Annotated in this window: 19 protein-coding genes; 7 read left to right on the forward strand and 12 right to left on the reverse strand. The window is 39.4% G+C overall.

Translation table 11 applies throughout. The annotated features are described in order from the left end of the window. Positions 1–18: 18 nt before the first annotated feature. From RCZ04_RS09345 to RCZ04_RS09400, 12 genes are all read right to left on the reverse strand, one after another. Complete coding sequence (locus RCZ04_RS09345; protein ID WP_002676355.1) at positions 19–513, reverse strand: phosphoribosyltransferase family protein; 495 nt, start codon at positions 511–513, stop codon at positions 19–21. A gap of 81 nt (positions 514–594) precedes the next feature. Next, positions 595–1,782 carry a leucine-rich repeat domain-containing protein gene (locus RCZ04_RS09350; RefSeq protein WP_460485771.1) on the reverse strand — a complete coding sequence of 396 codons (1,188 nt, stop codon included), beginning with the start codon at positions 1,780–1,782 and terminating at the stop codon, positions 595–597. A gap of 333 nt (positions 1,783–2,115) precedes the next feature. Then, a complete protein-coding gene (gene yidC / locus RCZ04_RS09355; RefSeq protein WP_460485772.1) occupies positions 2,116–3,984 on the reverse strand; it encodes a membrane protein insertase YidC in 1,869 nt (622 codons plus the stop codon). A gap of 21 nt (positions 3,985–4,005) precedes the next feature. Beyond that, a complete protein-coding gene (locus tag RCZ04_RS09360) occupies positions 4,006–5,625 on the reverse strand; it encodes a CTP synthase (protein WP_460485773.1) in 1,620 nt (539 codons plus the stop codon). An 889-nt stretch (positions 5,626–6,514) separates the two neighbouring features. Then, positions 6,515–8,251, reverse strand: a complete 1,737-nt coding sequence (locus RCZ04_RS09365; RefSeq protein ID WP_460485774.1) for a MutS-related protein — start codon at positions 8,249–8,251, stop codon at positions 6,515–6,517. Between the two features lie 38 nt (positions 8,252–8,289). After that, positions 8,290–9,579, reverse strand: coding sequence for a rod shape-determining protein RodA (gene rodA / locus RCZ04_RS09370; RefSeq protein WP_460485775.1), 1,290 nt, complete (start codon positions 9,577–9,579; stop codon positions 8,290–8,292). A 17-nt stretch (positions 9,580–9,596) separates the two neighbouring features. After that, a complete protein-coding gene (locus RCZ04_RS09375; RefSeq protein WP_460485776.1) occupies positions 9,597–9,839 on the reverse strand; it encodes a DUF6327 family protein in 243 nt (80 codons plus the stop codon). After that, the gene (locus RCZ04_RS09380) at positions 9,826–10,194 is read right to left on the reverse strand and encodes a phage holin family protein (RefSeq protein WP_460485777.1); all 369 of its coding nucleotides are present in this window, start codon (positions 10,192–10,194) and stop codon (positions 9,826–9,828) included. The genes RCZ04_RS09375 and RCZ04_RS09380 overlap by 14 nt, the downstream gene beginning before the upstream one ends. 6 nt (positions 10,195–10,200) lie before the next feature. Continuing rightward, positions 10,201–10,527, reverse strand: a complete 327-nt coding sequence (locus RCZ04_RS09385) for a YtxH domain-containing protein (RefSeq protein ID WP_460485778.1) — start codon at positions 10,525–10,527, stop codon at positions 10,201–10,203. A 111-nt stretch (positions 10,528–10,638) separates the two neighbouring features. Next, positions 10,639–10,866 (reverse strand): hypothetical protein, encoded by a 228-nt coding sequence (locus tag RCZ04_RS09390; RefSeq protein WP_012796932.1) that lies wholly within the window; start codon positions 10,864–10,866, stop codon positions 10,639–10,641. Between the two features lie 2 nt (positions 10,867–10,868). After that, a complete protein-coding gene (locus RCZ04_RS09395) occupies positions 10,869–12,203 on the reverse strand; it encodes an MFS transporter (RefSeq protein ID WP_460485779.1) in 1,335 nt (444 codons plus the stop codon). A gap of 1 nt (position 12,204) precedes the next feature. After that, a complete protein-coding gene (locus RCZ04_RS09400) occupies positions 12,205–13,140 on the reverse strand; it encodes a DUF368 domain-containing protein (protein WP_460485780.1) in 936 nt (311 codons plus the stop codon). A gap of 598 nt (positions 13,141–13,738) precedes the next feature. Here RCZ04_RS09400 and RCZ04_RS09405 point away from each other — a divergent pair. From RCZ04_RS09405 to RCZ04_RS09435, 7 genes are all read left to right on the forward strand, one after another. Further along, entirely contained in the window at positions 13,739–14,797 is a 1,059-nt protein-coding gene (locus tag RCZ04_RS09405) for an NAD(P)/FAD-dependent oxidoreductase (protein WP_460485781.1), read from the forward strand. Positions 14,798–14,842: 45 nt separating this feature from the next. Next, positions 14,843–15,955, forward strand: a complete 1,113-nt coding sequence (locus RCZ04_RS09410; protein WP_460485782.1) for a sugar-binding protein — start codon at positions 14,843–14,845, stop codon at positions 15,953–15,955. Continuing rightward, a complete protein-coding gene (locus tag RCZ04_RS09415) occupies positions 15,956–16,291 on the forward strand; it encodes a 2Fe-2S iron-sulfur cluster-binding family protein (protein ID WP_460485783.1) in 336 nt (111 codons plus the stop codon). It begins immediately after the preceding gene. A gap of 84 nt (positions 16,292–16,375) precedes the next feature. After that, positions 16,376–19,303, forward strand: coding sequence for a M16 family metallopeptidase (locus RCZ04_RS09420; protein WP_460485784.1), 2,928 nt, complete (start codon positions 16,376–16,378; stop codon positions 19,301–19,303). Positions 19,304–19,483: 180 nt separating this feature from the next. Continuing rightward, positions 19,484–20,110, forward strand: coding sequence for a hypothetical protein (locus tag RCZ04_RS09425; protein WP_460485785.1), 627 nt, complete (start codon positions 19,484–19,486; stop codon positions 20,108–20,110). Positions 20,111–20,112: 2 nt separating this feature from the next. Beyond that, positions 20,113–20,865 (forward strand): hypothetical protein, encoded by a 753-nt coding sequence (locus tag RCZ04_RS09430; protein WP_460485820.1) that lies wholly within the window; start codon positions 20,113–20,115, stop codon positions 20,863–20,865. 11 nt (positions 20,866–20,876) lie between these two features. Then, on the forward strand, positions 20,877–21,317 hold the full coding sequence (locus tag RCZ04_RS09435; RefSeq protein WP_460485786.1) for a YqhG/Tai3 family protein: 441 nt from the start codon (positions 20,877–20,879) through the stop codon (positions 21,315–21,317). The last annotated feature ends 22 nt before the right edge of the window (positions 21,318–21,339 follow it).

Genomic DNA, 21,339 nt, shown 5'->3' on the forward strand with positions numbered 1-21,339 from the left:
AATGAACAGATTAGCTTATTAATTTGATAAATCAACACTATACTTACTTGTGTCGAATGTTACCGAAACGTGTTCTTGCAGTGAAGTAGATAGTGATATGCCTTTAAAATCAGCTTTTACAGGATAATCCTTGTGATTACGATTCACCAGTACGGCGGTAGTAAGTCGCTTTAAAGGTACTTCTAAAAAGTGCTTCACCCCATAGATAAGTGTACGTCCCGAATTAAGCACATCGTCTACTACTATTACAGCCTTATTTGTGTATTGTTCTGCAGGAATAGAAGTAGCAGTGCCTGCCAAAGGGTTCTTCTTATCCATTATAATTTGGCATAAAACTACTTTCAGAGGGGCTATACTTGCAAGTGCTACTGCAAGTTTCTCAGCAAACACATAGCCATTGCCATTAATGCCTGCCAGCACAATCTCCTCTTCATTGAGGTGTGTTTCGTAAATCTGATAAGCAATCCGTCTTATCTTATGTTCAATATCCGTATGATTTAATATCTGTGTCATTGTATGCTTTTTATATGATGCGCCAAAGGTACAAAATATATTGTTAAAAAGCAAGAAAAAATAGGTTATCTATCAGATAACCTATTTTATAGCTTGTATTTTATCGGCAAATTTTTTCCAACCTTCAGCCTTTTTATAGGTCTCTACACTATTAGAAGGCACATAAATAGCGTCTAGCTTAGTATCACTAAAAGTACCAGGCCAACTCTCGATGTTTATAGTAGGAGGAGTACTCCCTTTTAAAGTAACTGACTTTAATGCATTACAGGAGCTAAAAGCATTATCTCCTATCCTTTTTACGGTGTTAGGAATAGTAATAGAGGTCAATCCTGCTCCTAAAAAGGTATCATTTCCAATGTTGGTAATACTATTATTATCAGGAAAAGTAAACGACTTTAATGCTGAGCATCCGCTAAAAGCACCATCTCCTATACTTTTTACAGTATTAGGAATAGCGATAGAAGGTAAAGATTTACAATATCCAAAGGCACTGCTACCTATGCTTGTTACAGTATTAGGGATAGTAACCGAGGTTAAAGCTTCACAATTTATAAAAGTTGAATCATCAATTTTGGTAATACCCTTAGGAATCACCATAGAAGTTAAACCACTGCATTTTCTAAAAGCACCCTCTCCTATGCTTGTAACAGTAGCAGGAATAACTAACGAAGTGAGCTTCTCACATTCAGAAAAAGCCTCTTTCCCTATACTTGTTACTGTAGTAGGAATAGTAAACGATTTTAAGGCAGGGCACGAAAAAGCGCGCTCTCCTATGATTACTAAACCTTTGTCAGGAATAGTAATTTTGGCTAAATTCTTACACTCGGAGAAAGCCGCATATCCTACGTTTGTAACACTGCCCGGGATAGTAACCGAAGTTAAGGCTTCACACCACGCAAAAGTACCCTCTTCTATGCTTGTTATCCCCTCAGGAATAACAATCGAAGTTAATTTTGAACAGCTCTTAAAAGCACATTTCCCCATTTTCTTTAAGCCTTTGGGCAAAGTCACTGAGGTTATTTCTCGGTGTTCTGCAAAAGCATAATCTGAGATAGCAGTTACTTTGCTCAGCATCTCGTCTGCTGCCATATCAATGGTAGTTTCTTCATTAGTAAGCCATTTCACTAATGTTGAGCCATCTTCAGTAATTTCAAAATTCTCGTAAATCTTAGTTTTTGGCTTCTCAGGAGTGTCATCGCCCCCTTTTTTACAATTGCTAACAGTCAGTGCTCCCAGCACTGCCACTGCTATAAGAATAACTTTTCTCATCGTTTTTTTATTATTAAAATGTTCTTTTCTTACTTCTCTTAGAGTCTTCTTTTAGATATTTCCAATAACTTACAGAGCACTCCAACCCCTCATATAAGAGATTGGAGTACCTCTGTGTAATTACAATTATTTATTCTCTTAGGTTATATATAAATCAAAAAGAAAAATAATTATCACTGACAGTGCATTGTCGCTTTTTTGTCACATCTCCCCCCTTGAGGGAAGTCCGCGAAAGCGGAGTATGTGAGAGGGGGATGTTTGTAATCAAATAGTTAATTCAACCCTTGATTGGTATTATTAGCAATGAGCATCCTAATACCTAATGCCTAAAACCTAACGCCTATTCTGTTGTGCTTTGCGTTGGGCTTCAGCTTGTTCCATCATTTCGCGCATCTTAGCTTGGAATTTGCTTTCCTTCTTAGGTTTCTTTTTGTTTTCTTGTATTTGTGCGTGAATCTTCTTCTCGTCAATAATCCAATACTTGATAGCCAACATAATGCCTATAGTCAATAGGTTAGATATAAAGTAGTACAAACTGAGTCCGCTAGCGTAGTTGTTAAAGAAGAACAACATCATCACGGGTGATAAGTAGATGAGGAACTTCATATTAGGCATACCAGGTTGTTGGGGCTGTGCAGTTTGTGCCATCGTCATCAGTGAGTAAATGAGAATAGCTACTGACGCTAAGAATGGAAACAAACTCACGTGACTTCCGTAGAATGGTATGGTGAATGGCAATTCTAACACCGCATCGTATGACGATAAGTCGTGAGCCCATAAAAAGCTCTTTTGTCTCAAACCAAATTCGGTAGGGAAGAAGTTAAAGAGTGCCAAGAACACAGGCAACTGCAAGAGCGCAGGAATACAACCACTGAGTGGGTTCACGCCTGCTTTGTTGTAGAGTGCCATTGTTTCTTGTTGGCGTTTCATAGGCTCCTCGTATTTCTTGTTGATTTCTTCAATTTCAGGGCGCAATACCTTCATCTTAGCTTGCGATACGTACGATTTGTAAACAATAGGTGAAAGCAACAAACGCACGATAATAGTCATCAAGATAATTACTAATCCTACCGAAAAATAATCAGAGAGGAAGTTGTAAAGCGGGATAAACAGCCATTTGTTCAGCCAACCAAAGATACCCCAACCGAGAGGAATGAGTTCAGTGAGTTCGTATTTCTTGTCATATTGCTTGAGCACGTTGTAATCACTCGGTCCAAAATAAAAGTGTAACGATTCGCTCAATTCTCCTCCTTTGGCTTTAACGGGCAGAGAAGTAAGAAAATTCTTGGTGTATTTCACGTCTTTTCCTTCACTTACTGCGATGTTGTGAGAGGTAAAATCTCCTTTATCAAACGGATTGTCCGAAATAAGTACCGATGTAAACAAGTGTTGTTTGTAAGCCACCCAGTTCACTTTCTCTTCTTTTTGCTCGTCATTCCCCCCTTGACTCAAGCGGTTGATGCGGTCGCCGTCATACTGTACAGTTGCTTGTGTATAACGGTTTTCATAAGTTACGCTCTTCTCCATACGGCGTGCCTGTAACTTCCAGTCGATGTTCATAGGCTTAGAGCTGTTCACCGCTCCCGATAATCCTTGTGAACGCACCGTTACGTCCAGCATATACCCTTCTTTAGGCAAGGTGTACACGTATTCCAAATAAGCATTTTCAGATGTTTTGAGCTTCATCGAAAGCACTTTATTACCGTTGTTTTCAGTGAGTGTAGGCTCAAAGTACAAATCTTTGGTGCTCAAACTTTGGTTCTGAGCGGTAGTAAAGTTGAGGCTGAAAGTAGCATTCCAATCTTTCACTAAGTAAACAGGCAAAGAATCATAGGTCTTAAATTCTTTTAGCCAAACCTCTTTGAATTGCCCACCACGGTTGCTGATAGTGAGTTTGAGGTCTTTGTTTTCCAATACAGTTACCCCGTCTTTAGCCGAGGGCAAAGTAGCCGAATAGGCAAAAGCGCCTAAACTGGCTTTATACTTTTCCAAAGCCACCGAGTCAGTTGGAATGCCTTGAAAAGCAACGGTATTGGTTTCTTTTTGGGCGTTAGTAGCTTGATTAGCTTGTTGTTCTTGTTGGGCTTTGCGTTTCGCTAATTCTTCTTCACTTGGCTTAGTATTGTTCATATACCATATCAAAAGTATAAAAATCAGCGTAAAACCTATAATGTTCTTTACATCGAATTTTCTTTCGTCCATATAAGTGTTTTTATCTATTGTTTAGTTCTTTTTTAGTTTATTGTTTAAGGCTGCTTTCACAAAAGCTACGAATAGAGGGTGCGGATTCGCAACGGTGCTCTTGTATTCGGGGTGATACTGTACGCCCACGAACCAAGGGTGATGAGGTAGTTCTATCACTTCCACCAAACCTGTATCAGGGTTGATGCCTGTGCACTGCAAGCCTGCTTTTTCAAGTTGTTCTTTATAGTCGTTGTTAAACTCATAGCGGTGGCGGTGGCGTTCCGAAATCTCTTTCTTGCCATAGGCTTCGTATATCTTGCTACCTTTGGTAAGCTCACAAGCCCAAGCCCCGAGTCGCATTGTGCCTCCTTTGTGAGTAATTTCCTTTTGGCTCTCCATCAAGCTAATCACTGGGTAAGGTGTTTGCTCGTTCATCTCGGTAGAATTAGCCCCTTTAAGTCCTGCTACGTGACGGGCAAATTCAATCACTGCCATCTGCATCCCAAGGCAAATGCCCAAAAACGGAATGCGGTGCTCACGCACGTATTCTATGGCTTTTATCTTGCCCTCAATACCCCGTCCGCCAAATCCTGGAGCTACGAGCACAGCGTCTAAATGACCTAATTTCGCTTCTATATTTTCTTCATTGAGGTGTTCAGAGTGAATACTCTCCACATCCACGCGCACTTCGTTCGCCGCTCCTGCGTGTATAAAGGCTTCTAAAATCGACTTGTAAGCGTCCTGTAACTCTACGTATTTGCCCACTAACCCCACTTTGATGCGGTGTTTCGGGTTCTTGTAGCGTTGCAAAAAGGTATTCCACTGGGTGAGGTCGGGTTCGTTCTTGCTCGGCAGGTCTAACTTCTTAAGTGCCACTTTGTCTAATCCTTCTAAAAGCATCATATTGGGCACATCGTAAATTGTAGGCACATCAATTGACTGAATCACCGCCTCTCGCTTCACATTGCAGAAGAGCGCCAGCTTATAACGAAGGTCGTCCGAAAGCTCGTGTTCGGTACGACAAACTAATATATCCGCCTGAATACCGCTCTCCATCAGGGTTTTTACACTGTGTTGGGTAGGTTTGGTTTTTAGTTCACCTGCTGCTGCCAAATAAGGCACTAAGGTAAGGTGTATTACAATGCCGTTGTGTTCGCCTAAATCCCACAAAAGCTGCCTTACCGATTCAATATAAGGCAACGACTCAATATCGCCCACCGTGCCCCCAATTTCAGTAATTACAATGTCGTATTCGCCTGTCTTACCGAGTATCTGTATACGTTCCTTAATCTCGTTGGTGATGTGAGGAATCACTTGCACCGTTTTACCCAAAAACTCACCGCGACGTTCTTTCTCGATGACGCTTTGGTAAACACGTCCTGTGGTCACGTTATTGGCTTGTGAAGTGTACACGTTTAGGAAACGTTCGTAATGTCCTAAGTCGAGGTCAGTTTCTGCACCGTCTTCAGTCACGAAGCATTCGCCGTGTTCATAAGGGTTGAGCGTACCAGGATCAACATTGATGTAAGGGTCAAACTTTTGAATAGTAACCCTATAGCCACGAGCCTGCAAGAGCTTAGCAAGCGAAGCTGCAATGATGCCCTTCCCCAAAGAAGAGGTTACCCCTCCTGTTACAAATATATATTTAGTATTTGCCATTTCCGTTGAATTTGAGTGCAAAGATAATGAATAATTACCAACTAACAATATTTAATGTGTAAAATATTAGTTTAAAGGCATAAAAAATAGAAGAACCTTGCCTTACACATTCAAGTTTTCTTCTTTTTAAAACTAACTTAGCTATACCCTTCCTTTGTCTTTGCGTAGCTATAGTTCCCTCTTTGGAGATAGCCAGCGAGGGCTCACAGTTGGGTATGTGCACAACGCGATAGCGCAGTAAGTGAATAGGGGGGATATATCTCTCACTTTTCCGTCACTAATTCCCCCTCTCCGAGGTAGTCTGCGAGAGCAGAGTATGTGAATAGGGGGAGGTTACCTTCATTTTACCCTCATCTTACTTCACCTTTCCGTCACTACACTCCCCCTTTGAAGGGGGGTAGGGGGGATGTTTTGTTCGCCTTTTGTTCCTCATTTGTGTGGCTCATACCAAATTTTCTCATTTCCAAATTTGCTAATTCTCTAATTTCCTCCCTGCCTGCGCGGCTCGCACTTCCTCTTTCTTTCGTCTCGAAACCCTATTTTTAGTATTATTGGTATTATTGTATTACATTATGAATCAATTATTTATACACCCTTTGTATAACAATCGTCCAAGATTCGTATAAGGTTCCTATAAGCTTTGTATAAGCTAACCATACCCTTCTCACAGCTCATCTTTTACCTTTTACCTAAAAAACCTCTTCTGAATTCCTTCGTTTCCTTCCGAAACTGCTAATATGTCACTTTTAGCGATACACACTTTTCCAAAGTTTTTAATCGCTCGTCGTGCTACGACCTCGCATTGCCCGTGCGGCTCGCACTGCCCGTCGTGCTACGACCTTTGGCAAAGTTCATTATCAGTATTATCGGTATTATCGGTATTGTGGTATTAATTAATGATTCCCAATTTCTCCATCAAGAAAGTAGCGTTTTTGTTTTGGCAAACACCCCCTCTTAGTTTGTAGTCAAAAGTGAGTTCCCCATTTTCAATTACTGATTCAAAACATTTATTTTGAAGTTGATGAGGATATTGCTCAGTAAGTTTACACACCTCAATATCGTGAGTTGCCAATACGCCTAAGGCACGTAAAGAGAGTAGCCGTTCCACAATTTTGATAGTGCCGTACTGTTTGTCTTCTGAATTAGTGCCTCGTAGCACTTCATCTAAAAGTACAAAGCAACGTTCGTCCTTTAAGGTCTCCATTATCTGCTGTATACGGTTAATTTCAGCAAAGAAATACGATTGTCCATCGTTTAGCGAATCAGCAAGGCGCATAGAGACGAGCAAACGCAAAGGGTGTATGTTGGCTTTGCGTGCACAAACCGGCAACCCAACAAGGGTAAGCAACATATTAACCCCCAAAGTACGTAAAAAAGTACTCTTACCCGACATATTAGAGCCTGTGAGTAACACAAAAGCCTGCTCGTTCAAGGTAATATCATTGGTGATGCGCTTTTCAGCAGGAATAAGTGGGTGTCCTACACCTTCAAAAGTGATTTGGTAATCATTGTTGAGAGTAGGATATACAAACTCAGGATTGTTATAACTAAAGTTAGCAAAGCTGCACAACACTTCCACCTCCGCCACCGATTGCAACCATTCTTCAATACAGCTTGCATACTTTTCTTTCCACTGTAAAAGTTGCTGATACCGATGTACGTGATAGAAAGTAAAAGCATTTAGGGGAATAGATACCAATATGTTGCTTACGCTGTCCAAATCGTCTAACAAGCGGGAAAGTTGAGCTATTTTGCTGCTCGCTTTTGTGTTTTTTTCGGCAAAACGTGCTTCTACTTGCGCAATACATTCCTTGAAAGCATACAGCATTGTGTAAGTTCGCTCAAACCCAAGTTTCTCTTTGGTCATTTTTCCTATGAAAGAGAAAAATATTACCAAATTTACTGTAAGTAGTAACTTTGCAATGCTTTTCAGAAGTTCATTATCCCCTCCATACCCTATCAATAAACTTACAATGAGCAATATCGGTAAAGTAATAAGTGTATAACGCATTGTTTTGCTCAATAGTTTCACAGGACTCTTTGCCCACGTGTGCAGTTTGGTATAAAAATCTTCACTGTCATCTATCTGCTCAGCATAAGCTGTAAAGGTTTGTCGCCAATTAAGGTCAGGAGTAAGTGCTTTAATCTCCTCTTGCGCACTAAGGATATGCTTGGAGGAAGGAAAGAGAAGCCGTTCAGCTAAAAGTTTTCGTCCTAAGAAAGTATGCGTGCGGTTCAGGTAATGATAAAGCGAACGCTCGCCCAAGATATCTAAATCATAAGCATAAGGGTGATTTTCTTGTTGAAACTCTTTACCGTTATCATTGAAGAAAGTGTGATGCTCTAAAAAAGCAATTTCCTGCTCGTTCAGGCGTATTTTGGTTTGCGCAATAGTGCGCAATGCACTAATCTTCTTGTGCTTTACAATTAGCAAAAAAAAGACGATAATAGTCAATGCACAAAAGAGCCCCATCTCTATTGAAGGGGCTTTTATAAGTTGATGTATCGTCCAAATAATCAAAAGCATTTCAGCCAATCTAAGTAAACTAATGCGGTTGTATTGCTTATTGAGTTGTTGGTACTGCTCAGTCGCTTCTGTAAGTTTTTCTTTATATAATTTTATCATTTAATAATTCGTAATTTGTCATTTGTAACTCGTCATTATTACCGTATCCAATCGTTGAGTCGGTTAGCGTCTAATCGTAAGAAGATAAAGAGCAAAATAGTAAATGCCCAAAGTCCAGAACCTCCATAGCTAAAGAAAGGCAACGGAATTCCAATAGTAGGAATCAAACTAATCACCATCCCGATATTAATGCAGAAGTGCACAAAGAGTATGGATACCACACAATACCCATATACTCTGTTAAACTTAGATTTCTGTCGCTCAGCGAGTATTACCAGTCGCAATAGTAAAAATGAAAAGAGTATCACCACTAAGGCAGTACCCATAAAGCCCCATTCTTCGCCTATGGTTGTAAAAATGTAGTCAGTGTGTTGTTCAGGAATAAAGCTACCTTTGGTGCGTGTGCCTTCCAAAAAGCCTTTCCCAAAAGTACCTCCTGAGGTTATCGCCGATTCAGCCATATTGGTATTATATGCAAAGTCGCGTTTCATTGCAGCAATCTTCTGAGGGTCGGTTTCAAGACGTAGCCATAAACTTAACCGGTTGCGGTGGTGTTGTTTGAGTACGTTATCGTATACTGGGTGCGTAACAAATGCTGTAAGCAAGCATATAACCGATAAAATAAATATATTTTGAAACGGAATGCGTTTTGTTTTTCTCTTATGCCAAAAGCCATAGAAGCCAATACAAGCTGCACAGGCAAACAAAGTGAACAGCGTTCCAAACTTTAGTGTGGAAACAAATACTACTCCTGAAAGAAATAGATAGAAGAGTAGGGCAGAAGGCATTCCTTCACGGAAAAGAACAAAGGCTAATGAAAAAAATACCAATAAGCTCCCTACGTCAGGTTGTAATAAAATAAGGAAAGCAGGAACACAAATGATAGCAATAGCTCGCAAAAGGTCAGGAGTGCGTCTTATATCAGTGTGGATATCGCTTACATAACGCGAAAAAGCAAGAGCTGTAGCTACTTTAGCAAACTCACTGGGCTGTACTGTAATAGAGCCAAAAGCATACCAAGCTTTAGCTCCATTCGTCTCTTTACCAAAAATGAAGAGTCCTATTAATAGTATAATCGAAAAGATGTAGAATATAACAGAAAAGTTGATATAAAATCTGCTATCTATCGCTAAGATAAAAATAATAAGCAAAAAACTAAGCCCAATGAAAAGCAATTGCTTTCCATAAAACTGATTGAGGTCAAAGATAGAAGTAACATTTAGGTCGCTATAAGTGGTAGAAAAGATAGCTATCCAGCCACACATTACCAGTAGCAAGTATAGTATTACTGAAGTCCAATCGAGGTTCTTTACAAGGCTATGTCTCATTGTAAGTTATAAAGAGGTTATTTGTGTTTTCGTCTGAAGAGAAAAAACAGAGCGTATTCAATAGCTAAGTTAAGCCATCTTCTTTCGTTAAATAAAAAAGATAGCCACGTGTGAGCAAGTAGGTTTTTAGGTGTTAAACTCTCAGCCACTGCCGATACTTGATTGGTAAGAGACAGTCGGTCTATTTCCTTTTCTAAGCGCAGTAATTTAAGGTCGTTGTCAATCTCTTCAAAAGAGCTATAGATTTTATTCTTCGTCATCGGGTTCAGCTTTAAAATAGATTTCAGAGAGTTTTTCTAAGAGAGGTCTCTCTATAAGTTTTTTGCGGAAAGCCAATACAATTACGGCAATCAATATATAGAAAGCTCCTACAATAACAAAACCTAAGGCATTACTACCAAGCGCTTCACCAATAGCATATGCTCCGGCAAACGATAGGAAAAACAATACCAACAAACTCGTAAAAGCTACTATAAAGAAAGTAATTAGTCCGTAGGACGATTTACCTATAAACCTAAAAAGGAATAGTTTATAGTAAGCTACTTGCGAATTGAGAGCGGTACTTGCTTTTGTAGGAACTTCCTCAAAAGTTTCTTTGATAGAGTGAATAGACATACGCGCTTATTTCTGTAATTTGGCGTTAGTTGCTTTTAATGCGGCTAATTTCTTTTCTAAGAAAGTAATTACGTCTTCAGCTTTATAGCTTGATTTGGAAAGCAGGGTATCTACTTTTTCCTCTAAAGAACCCTTTAGCTCAGCTGATTTTTCTTTTACACTCTCAGTTAAGCGGTCAAGTTGTTCTTTTAGCTTTTCAGCTTTGTCACTCACAGTATCTTTAATCTTTTCACGGGTGTTTTTACCCTTATCGGGAGCGAAAAGGATACCTAAGGTCACTCCAATAGCAGCACCTGCTGCCAATCCTAATAATATGTTTCCTGTTTTTGCCATAATATAATGAATTTTAGTTTTACTTACGATTAAAGTTATTAGTAGTTATGCTTTAAGAACGGACAAATATACAAAGTATTTTTGAAAGGTGCAAATTTAAGAAGAAAATAATTACAAATCAAATACGGAGGTGCGTTTAGCAAAGAATAAATCTTTAATTCTCAAAAGTGATGCTAAAAGCAAATATACACCAAACCAAGCGCCTAAAGTAGCAAAGGTGCCGTAAATAAAAACAATGCGAACGTCTTTAGCACGCATTCCTAACTTTTCGGCTAAACGCGATGATACTGCAAAACCATATTTCTCAAGGAAAAACCTAAATTCAGAAAATATTTTCATAATTATTCATCAGTAGTTAGACTACCTACTTTTCGCACTTTAAAAAGTAATAACATTCCTAAACCAAAGAACACTATTAGAGAAATGGTTGCATTACGCATATTATTGGTAATTTGGTCTATGATGCCATAGACTCCCATTCCTATGACTATACCCAATTTTTCAGTTACATCGTAAAAGCTGAAAAAGGAAGTAGTATCTTTGGTTTGAGGTAAATAAGCAGAGTAGGTAGAACGAGAGAGCGTTTGTATACCTCCCATTACAAGTCCTACTAAAATAGCTATTACATAAAATTCTACAGGTTTATATACTTTATATGAAAGCAAACAGATGCCTACCCATATAGCATTAAGCCCAATGAGCACTGCAATATTTCCCCATTTCCGCACAGCTAAGACCGTAAGATGAGCTCCCAGAATGGCTACCAATTGAATGATGAGTACACTTACAATAAGCCCCATAGTGCTTTCATCTGAGCTTGCCCATTGTATTTCTTGCTCTCCAAAATAAGTAGCTACCAGCATAACGGTTTGTACTCCCATACTATACACAAAGAAAGCTATAAGATACCACTTCAAGCGAGGGGAAGCCGATAGAGATTGCCATACTTTACGCAGCTCTTTAAAACCGTTGAAAAGGATACTTTTACTAAACTTACCTCTATCTTTTTGATAAGAAGGTAAATAATAAAAAGGGATACTACTAAAGCCTATCCACCATATTCCTACGGTAATAAACGAGATGCGCATAGTGGTGAGTGTAGTTTCAATATCGGTAGTGGCAAAGCCTACCCATTCGGGTTTCATTACCATTATAAGGTTAAAAATAAGCAACAGTACACTACCTGCATACCCTAAGCTATAGCCTTTGGCACTTACGGCATCATATTGTTCGGGGAGAGCGATATCAGGGAGGTAAGAATTGTAAAAGACGATACTCTCCCAAAAGCCTACTACCCCACAAAAGTAACACAAGAGTCCGAAGTAAATATGTTCTAAAGAAAACCAATATAGCCCCACACAAGAGATAGCTCCTAAGTAGCAGAAAAAGCGCATAAAACTCTTTTTATTTCCCAGATAATCGGCGATACCACTGAGGATAGGGGAGAGGACTACCACTACAGCAAAAGCCAAAGCGGTGACAAAAGCAATCACAGAAGTACTTTTAATCACCATTCCAAAGAGCTCAATGTGTGTAAGCCCTGCTGTTCGGAATAACAACCCGTAGAAAATGGGGAAGATAGTAGAGACGATAGTGAGAGAATAGACTGAGTTTGCCCAGTCGTAAAACGCCCACGCATTGAGTAGTTTTTTATGTCCTCGTTCTAATGGTTTCATATTACTGTTGAGAGCGTTTTGCACCTAACTTTTCAATAGAGTAAATTACACAAAAACCTACGATAGCCAATAAGATAGCGATCAGAATTTGCGGATTGGTATTAGTGATTGCTTGAAAAGCAGAAGGCGATACGCTTTTTTCCCATATTACGCTACCGTTAGCAGGGTCTGTTTCTAAAGTTTCTTTCCAAGGCCATACTTTGTTTAAAGAGCCGATAATGAAGCCTGTGAGTCCTGCAAAGGTAAGATTTCGGAATTTAGCAAATAGCCATTTTAAAGCTCTTGAAAAGCTGAGAATACCTGTGATAGCCCCAATGGCAAAAACGCCAATTACTTTAAAATTCCAAGAGCTAAGGGCGTCTAAAACAGTGTGGTAAGCTCCCAAAAGCACCAATATAAAAGCTCCTGATATGCCAGGGAGTATCATAGCGCAAATAGCTAAAGCGCCACAGAAAAAGATGAAAATAATACTTTGATTACTGCCATTTACTAAAGGCGGAATAACAGTGATAATATAGGCTATTACGCCTCCTACTATCATAGTTAAGATAGCAGCGAGATTCCAACGTTTTATTTCTTTTGTAAGGAAAAAGATACTGGCAATCATTAGTCCGAAGAAGAATGACCATACCATTATGGGCTGGTTGTCTAAGAGCCATTTCATACCTTTAGCAAGCGAAAGGATACTGATACCTATCCCTGTAAGCAATGCTACAAAAAAGTTGCCATTGATGTGTTTCCAAAAAGGGACTATACCTTTTGTGAAAAGGAGTTTGAATGCTTGTAAGTTTACTTTGCTGATAGAATTGACTAATTCTTCATAGATGCCTGATATAAAGGCGATAGTACCCCCCGAGACTCCAGGTACTACATCGGCAGCCCCCATAGCGAGCCCTTTGAGGGAAATAATTAAATAATCTAAAAATGTACGTTTCATAAAGAACGGTTATTGTTTCAATAATTGTACTTAGCGGGGGCAAAGGTAATAAATAATTATTCATTGACCAAAAAGGCAGCGGTTAATGGTGAATGATTAGTGGTTAATGGTGAATGAATAATAATGAAATTAGGGAAGGAATATATGATGAATGAATCTATATCGGCTCTATAATAGACGATAAACAAAGGAAGAGCGAAGGAATGACGGTGCGAGCTACACGGACAGTCGGTATCACGAAGGCAAGTAAATAAAGAATGAATGGGAAAAAGACGAACAAAAGATGAAGGAAACATCCCCCCCGCCCCCCTTCAAAGGGGGAGTGTAGCGACGCAAAAGGTGAAGGTAAGACGAAGGCAAGGCGAACAAAAAACGAAGAAAGAACGAACGAATGACGAACGAATGACAAATTCAAAATAGAGATATAACGGAGGTAAGAAAGAGACTATCAGTAGATTTTCAACTTTGCCAAAGTTTCAAACTTTGGCAAAGTTCATAGGAGCTATAGGGGTTAGATGACGAAAAAAACGCTTATTTTGCTATTTTACTTTTTGCTTTTCAGTTTTTTTAGTACTTTTGCACCCAAAAATAACAATGAATGAAAGAAACGGATATCATCATTATAGGGGCGGGACCTACGGGACTATTTGCTGTGTTTGAGGCGGGATTGCTTAGGTTAAAATGCCATTTGATAGATACGCTCCCTCAGGTGGGCGGTCAGCTTACGGAGTTGTACCCCAAGAAGCCTATTTTTGATATACCAGGATACCCAAGTGTGGGGGCTTCGGAATTAGTGGACAACTTAATGGAGCAAATCAAACAGTTCCAGCCTGAGTTTACGCTTGGAGAAACTGCAATGACACTTACTAAAAACGATGATGATACGTTTGTGGTTACTACGGATAAAGGCACCCAAATTAAAGGGAAAGCTGTGGCTATTGCAGGAGGATTAGGTACTTTTGAACCTCGCAAGCCTGAACTGCCGAACCTTGAGCAATATGAGGATAGGGGAGTGGCTTACTTTGTGAAACACCCTGAGAGTTACGCAGGTAAACACGTAGTGATAGCAGGAGGAGGTGACTCTGCACTCGATTGGAGTATTTATTTAGCCGAAAAAGTGGCAACGGCTTCGGTTACTTTAGTGCACCGCCGCAATGAGTTTCGCGGGGCATTGGATTCGGTTGAGAAGGTGAGAGCCCTGAAAGAAGCAGGAAAAATCAACTTGAAAACGCCTTATGAGGTGGTGGGATTAGAAGGAAACGGACGCTTAGAATCGGTAGTATTAGAGCAGGAAGGAGGCGAAAGAGAAACTCTTGTAGCCGATGCTTTTATACCTTTGTTTGGGCTTACGCCTAAATTAGGACCTATTGCTACGTGGGGTGTGGAGATTGAAAGAAATGCTGTGAAGGTGAACAACGCCTTGGATTACCAAACTTGTGTGGAAGGGGTATACGCCATAGGCGATGTGAATACTTATCCTGGGAAACTGAAACTGATACTTTGTGGCTTTCACGAGGCGACCTTGATGTGTCAAAGTGTGTACAACCGCATTTATCCTAATAAAAAATACGTGCTGAAATACACAACCGTAGTGGGAATAGATGGCTTTGATGGCTCTCGCAAGGAGGCTGAAAAGGCAGTGGTGAAAGCGATTTAAAAGGTAAAAGGGAAGAAGTAAAAATTACTAATAACTAAATATAAAATGAAGAGCATAAATGTACTATTAGCAAGTGTCTTTTTGGCAATTACTACTTCGCTACACGCCCAGATTGATACATTGGGTGTCAAAACTCTACAACTGAAAGGAAAAGTAAAGAAGGTAGAGGATTATTCATTTCTTCTGGAAGCGAGTCCAAGGGGGACTAAGACCTTTGACGGGAACACATATAATGTCTTTCCTTATACTGAAGACTGGAAGGTAGAGAAAGATGAAAAGAAGTATTCTAAGACGAATATTTCTTATCTGTTCGACAACGGAGGGCGCAATCTTGAAATTACGACTTACAACGCCGAAAACCAACCTTTTGGTGGGATGCGTTTCTTTTATGACAAGAAAGGTAAAATCAATAAAAGTCAGTCGGTGTTTACCTTAGGCGATGGTGAAATGACGGTAAACCGACAGTATTTTTACAATGAGAAAAATCAGCTGGTTAAGATAGATGAGAATGATGGAGCGACCAACGAGTGGCTTATCACTATCACTTTTAAATACGATGATTTAGGCAACTGTATTGAGAAGAATAAGGTAGCCAGCGTATCGGCATTAGAAAAAGATATCCAGCGTTATGAGCAGAAAAACCTTGTATTGGAACAGAAGATACGCCCAGAGTACACCAGAGAAAAGTCGTATAAATACAACAAGATGAACAAAGTGAGTGAGACGGAGGAAAAAGTGCTCAATAAGAATTTGTTTTTAAAGACGGAGAACGAATACGACAAGGATAAGAACTTAATAAAATCGACCTATATCAACCAAGCGGGGCAAGAGACTGTATGCCAGCATAAGTACAATAATATGAGACAACTCATACAGACCATTTGCACGGCTAATGATGACCCTAACTTTTACGTAGAGACGAATTATATGTTCAATAAATCGGGGGAGACGCAGGTTATTAAAACGCGTACAGAGGTAGCTTCTACTAAGGTATATGAAGAACACGGACTTCTGACAGCTTATACGACTCCTGATTTTAATTATAAATACCGCTATACTTTTGATAAAATGGGTAACTGGACACAGATATTAATGTTTGAGAACGACAAACTTATCTGTGCACGTATCAGAAAAATAGAGTACTTCCCTACAAAATAAATGAACGAGATACAACTTAAAATAACCGATCGTGAGGGGCTTCTATACGAAATAGAAGCCCCTACTGATATGAATATGAACCTTATGGAGGTAATGCGTGCTTATGAGATAGCCCAAGATGGTGAGATAGGCATCTGTGGAGGTATGGCAATGTGTGCTTCGTGCCAGTGTTATATTCAGAATGCAGAAGCAGTGACACTTCCTGAGGTGTCAGCAGAAGAAGAAGCAATGCTTTCGGAAGCTTTTTACGTGAAGCCTAACAGTAGGTTGGGTTGCCAAATACCGATTACACCTGAGATTGACGGTTTAGAAGTGGTATTAGCACCGCTTGCATAAGGAAAACAAAAAAATATCGAGAAGTATTTTGTAGTTGGGCATTAAATTACTACTTTTGCACTGTTTAATATTAATTCGCCAAATATGTTGAAAAGAAATCTATTCTTATGGCTCTTTACAGTAGCTATAACATTCGGTGCTTTCGCTCAAAACTATGAGTGGAAAGAAGCTCAGAGTGGCGGTTACACGTACAAGTATGTGACGCACGACCCCACTAATGCAAGGTTTTATACCTTGAAAAACGGACTCACTGTGATATTGAGTCCTACAAAGAAAGAACCCCGCATTCAGTGCTATATAGCGGTGAAAGCAGGAAGTAAGACTGACCCTGCTACACATACGGGGCTTGCGCACTACTTAGAGCATTTACTCTTCAAGGGGACAGACAAGTACGGTTCACTTGATTGGGCTAAAGAAAAGGTACAGCTTGACAAGATTGATGCCCTTTACGAAGAGTACAACCAGACGAAAGACCCTGCTAAGCGCAAGGCTATCTATAAACTGATAGACTCAGTTTCGGGGGTAGCGAGCAAGTTTGCTATTGCCAATGAGTACGACAAGATGATGACGGCAATGGGAGCACAAGGCACTAATGCCTTTACTTCGTTTGAAAAAACTGTGTATACTGACGATGTGCCAGCAAATGCACTGAACAAATATATCACTGTGCAAGCAGAGCGTTTCCGCAATCCTGTGTTGCGTATATTCCACACTGAGCTGGAAGCTGTATACGAAGAAAAGAACCGTTCGCTTGATAGCGATGGTAGCCTTGTGTTTGAAACGCTATTTGGAGAACTCTTCAAGAAGCACAATTATGGGCTACAAACCACTATTGGTACGGTAGAACACCTTAAAAATCCATCGCTTAAAGAAATTCGCAAGTATTTTCATACTTATTATGTACCTAACAATATGGCGGTAATCCTTTCGGGAGACTTCAATCCAGACACTGCCATTGCCGAAATAGACAAAGCTTTTAGCTATATGCAGCCTAAGCCCGTGCCTCAATACACTTTTGAGAAAGAAGCACCTATTACGTCGCCTATTACTAAAACTATTGTAGGTCCTGATGCTGAAAGCGTGGTTATAGCGTACAGATTGCCAGGAAACCAAGATAAAGATGTGCTTTTAGCTGACTTAGTAGGAGAAATACTTACTAACGGTAAAGCAGGGCTCATTGACTTGAACCTTGTGAAAAAGCAAAAACTACTTAGAGCAGGAGCATTTACTTATACACTTATTGACTACGGAGTGTTATACCTTTCAGGGTCTCCTTCACAAGGACAATCGTTAACGCAAGTAAAAGACCTTATTTTGGGTGAAATAGAAAACCTTAAAAAAGGTAATTTTGACGATGACCTTATTCCATCGATAGTGAATAATATGAAGAAATATATTATTCAAAGCTCAGAATCTTACAGCAATCGTGCTAATATGTTGATGTCGGCTTTCACTGATAACCGCGATTGGAAAGACCAAGTGGCTTATGTGAACGACTTATCAAAAGTAACTAAAGCAGATGTGGTAGCTTTTGCTAATAAATACTTGGGTAATAACTATGTGGTTATCAATAAAGAAAAAGGAACTCGCACTAATGTTGAGAAGATAGAAAAGCCAGCTATTACCCCTGTGGAAACAAACGCTGATAAACAATCGGCATTTGTGAAGATGGTGAACGAGATGCCAAGTACCCCTGTAAAACCTGTTTTCTTAGACTACAATAAAGATTTACAAAAGGGAAAATTAGGCAAAGCAGAAGTGCTTTACGTGCAAAATAAAGATAACGAATTGTATCATCTTACTTTCCGTTATAAGGTAGGTTCTCTTAACGATTTGAAGTTAGCAATGGCAACTAATTACAGTCAGTTTTTGGGAACCGATAAGAAATCGGCAGAACAACTTACCAAAGAGTTGTACAAGATAGCTTCAAGTTTTAGGATTTCAGCAGGAGAAGAATACACTACTGTAAGCATTGAAGGGCTACAAGAGAACTTTGAAGCAGCGGTGAAAATTTATGAAGATTTCATTCAGAATGTGAAAGTAGACGAAGAAGCCTTAAAAGCGTTGAAAGCACGAATTGCCAAATCGCGTGTTGATGCCAAAGCGAATCGTGGTGCTATTATGAATGCCTTAACAGGTTATGCTACTTATGGAGCTAAAAACCGATTTAATTACACTTTATCTAATACTGAAATATCAGCTATTACAGGGAAAGAATTGGTAGATAAGCTCAAAGGCGTAAACAATGTAGAGCAAACAGTTTTGTATTACGGACCTGCTACTCTTTCAAACCTTACTGCTAAATTAAAAACACTTCACAAAGTGCCTGCCAAGTTTGCTAAAGTAGCTCCTAAGAAGGAGTTCAAGAAGGTAGAACAAACTAAAAACCAAGTGTTTTTTGCCGATTACGATATGGTGCAAGCAGAAACCCGCTGGTTGCGCAATACAGTAACCTACAATCCTGCTGAAAGTACTGTTGTGAGTATATTCAACAATTACTTTGGTGGAGGAATGGGGTCATTAGTATTCCAAACCATTCGCGAAAGTAAAGCCTTAGCTTATAGCACTTTTGGTTATTACGGTACTCCAAGAAAGAAAGATGATAAATACACCTTTGTAGGTTATGTAGGGTCACAAGCTGATAAGTTCAAGGAAGCAGTAGAAGCGATGAACGAGCTACTTACTACTATGCCTGAATTGCCTGCGAATCTTGATTTAGCTAAAAAGCAAATCAAGCAAGAGATAGAAACACAGCGTATTACTCAAGGCGACATCATTGAGAGCTATTTAGATTCTAAAGAATTAGGCTTAAATTATGATATTAGAAAGAATATTTACGACAGTGTAGATAATATCACAATGAAAGATGTGAAGGCTTTCCACGACAAATATTTATCTAAGAAACCTTACACTTATGTAATATTAGCTTCAGAAAAGAATCTTTCAAAAGAAGAACTTCAGAAAATAGGAGAGTTTAAAAAGCTTTCTTTAGAGGAACTCTTTGGTTATTAGAATAAGAATTTCTCATTTATTTCGAATAATCAGTGCCAAAGTATTAGCACTTTGGCACTGATTATTTATATATAAGATACTCATTTACAGTATGTGTTTGAAATATTTGAGAAAAAAGTAGTAAAAATATTTGGCAGTTATGATTATTATCACTTACTTTGCGCCACAAAGTGCTTCGCTATGGAAGAGAATAAATATTTAAACGATTTATACGAGATACGCCAGATGATGCGTAAGTCTACCCTGTTTTTGTCGCTCAGCGGCCTCTCGGGGGTATTGGCTGGCGTGTATGCCCTCATAGGCGCGGCTGGGGTGTATATGTTATTGGAACATCATTATATCTATTATCCGTACGTGTATATTGAGAGCAGAACTTTTAAAGCTATTGTAGGAATTGCCTTAGCGGTATTACTCGCTTCGTTAGTAACAGCTTACTTGCTTTCGGCACGCAAAGCCAAACGCAATGGGGAGAGCTTAGTAACCCCCACCGCCAAACGCGCCTTGTACAACTTTGCTATCCCGTTGCTCACCGGCGGACTCCTAAGTGTGTTGCTCATCAAGAATGGCTACTACGGACTCTTGGCGCCTATGACGCTCATCTTCTACGGATTGGCCTGTGTGAATGTGAGTAAATACACCTTTGGCGATGTGCATTACTTGGGGATTACCGAGATTGTTTTAGGCTTGTTGGCTGTGTATTTCCCAGGTTACGGATTGCTGTTTTGGACTTTGGGTTTTGGCGTATGCCATATTCTCTACGGAGGGGTAATGCATTTCAAATACGAAAGGGCAAAAAATAAAGAATAATGATGACAGAACTCTTAAAACGTTATATCGATGCGTCTAATGCTTTTCGCAAAGCGGGAGGCTCACACGAAAGTGCCACAGGACTGTACGACTTGTTGTACGACCTGCAAACTAAAAGGGATCGCACTAAAGAAGAAGAGCGCATTCTCACCGATGTCTATACGCTATTGGAATACCATCTTTCGGCTTATGAAACTTTCCAGCGCATTGCCGACCCTGCTAACTATAAGGACAAGAGCAAATTGGTAGTCTTGGAGAGCAAAGCCAAATCACATAAAGACACTTTTTGCATCAAAGATATTCGCAAACTGAGGGTAAAACACAAGCAACAATCTTTTCAAATTAGTGATTTTGAGAAAGTAGAAGAAGAGTTTTCTTTGGAGGAGTTTAAGTATATTCTTTCGGATAAGAAAGTGGTTATCTTCAACAAAGAAGTAGAAGGCAAGAATTTTTCTTTCTTTGTTGATAAAACTCTTTCTATAGAAAGCTGTTTTAACAAAATAAAAGACTATTTACAATGGCTTTCGGATGCCAAGACAACGCTTATTGACTACTATAACGAACATTGTACTGAATATACCCCTAAGGCCGATGACAATTGGTATGACACTTTGGAAGTATACAGTGGCAGTATGTGGGTAGGGAAAGAAGGCATTGCAGCGCATATCTCAGGAGGCGATATTTACACGATTGACCATCTGATGGAAATAGATTTTGACGACAAACAAATTACCGACATTGGTTGGGACGGTTAATGTATATCACAATGAAAACAAGATTTTTTATAATAGGGCTTTTTTTAATAACTTATACTCAAGCCTCTGCACAAACTCAAAAAGCAATAACAACTTTAAAGGAGTTCTATACAGTAGTTTATGACGATGCTTTGGATAGCAAAGAGAACTTATTTCAGAAGTATGTATCCAAAGAATTACTTAATAACGTATTTCCTCCTTCACGCGAAGACGCTTCACCTGGCTATGATCCTTTTATACAAGCACAAGACTATGACGCAAAGTCTATTCATAGGAGTTTGAGCATTACCCCTTTAGGCGATGAGAAATATAGAGTATGTTTTTTGTTATCCAATTGGGAGAAAAAGAGGACTTGTGTGGAGTATCAATTAAAGAAAAATAGCCAAGGGAATTATATAATTGCAAATATCTTGAGCGATAAGAATTTCTATATCAAACCTAAAAAGAAATAGTTTTACTTACCTAACACCTAAC

The sequence above is a fragment of the Capnocytophaga sp. HP1101 genome, assembly GCF_054772415.1.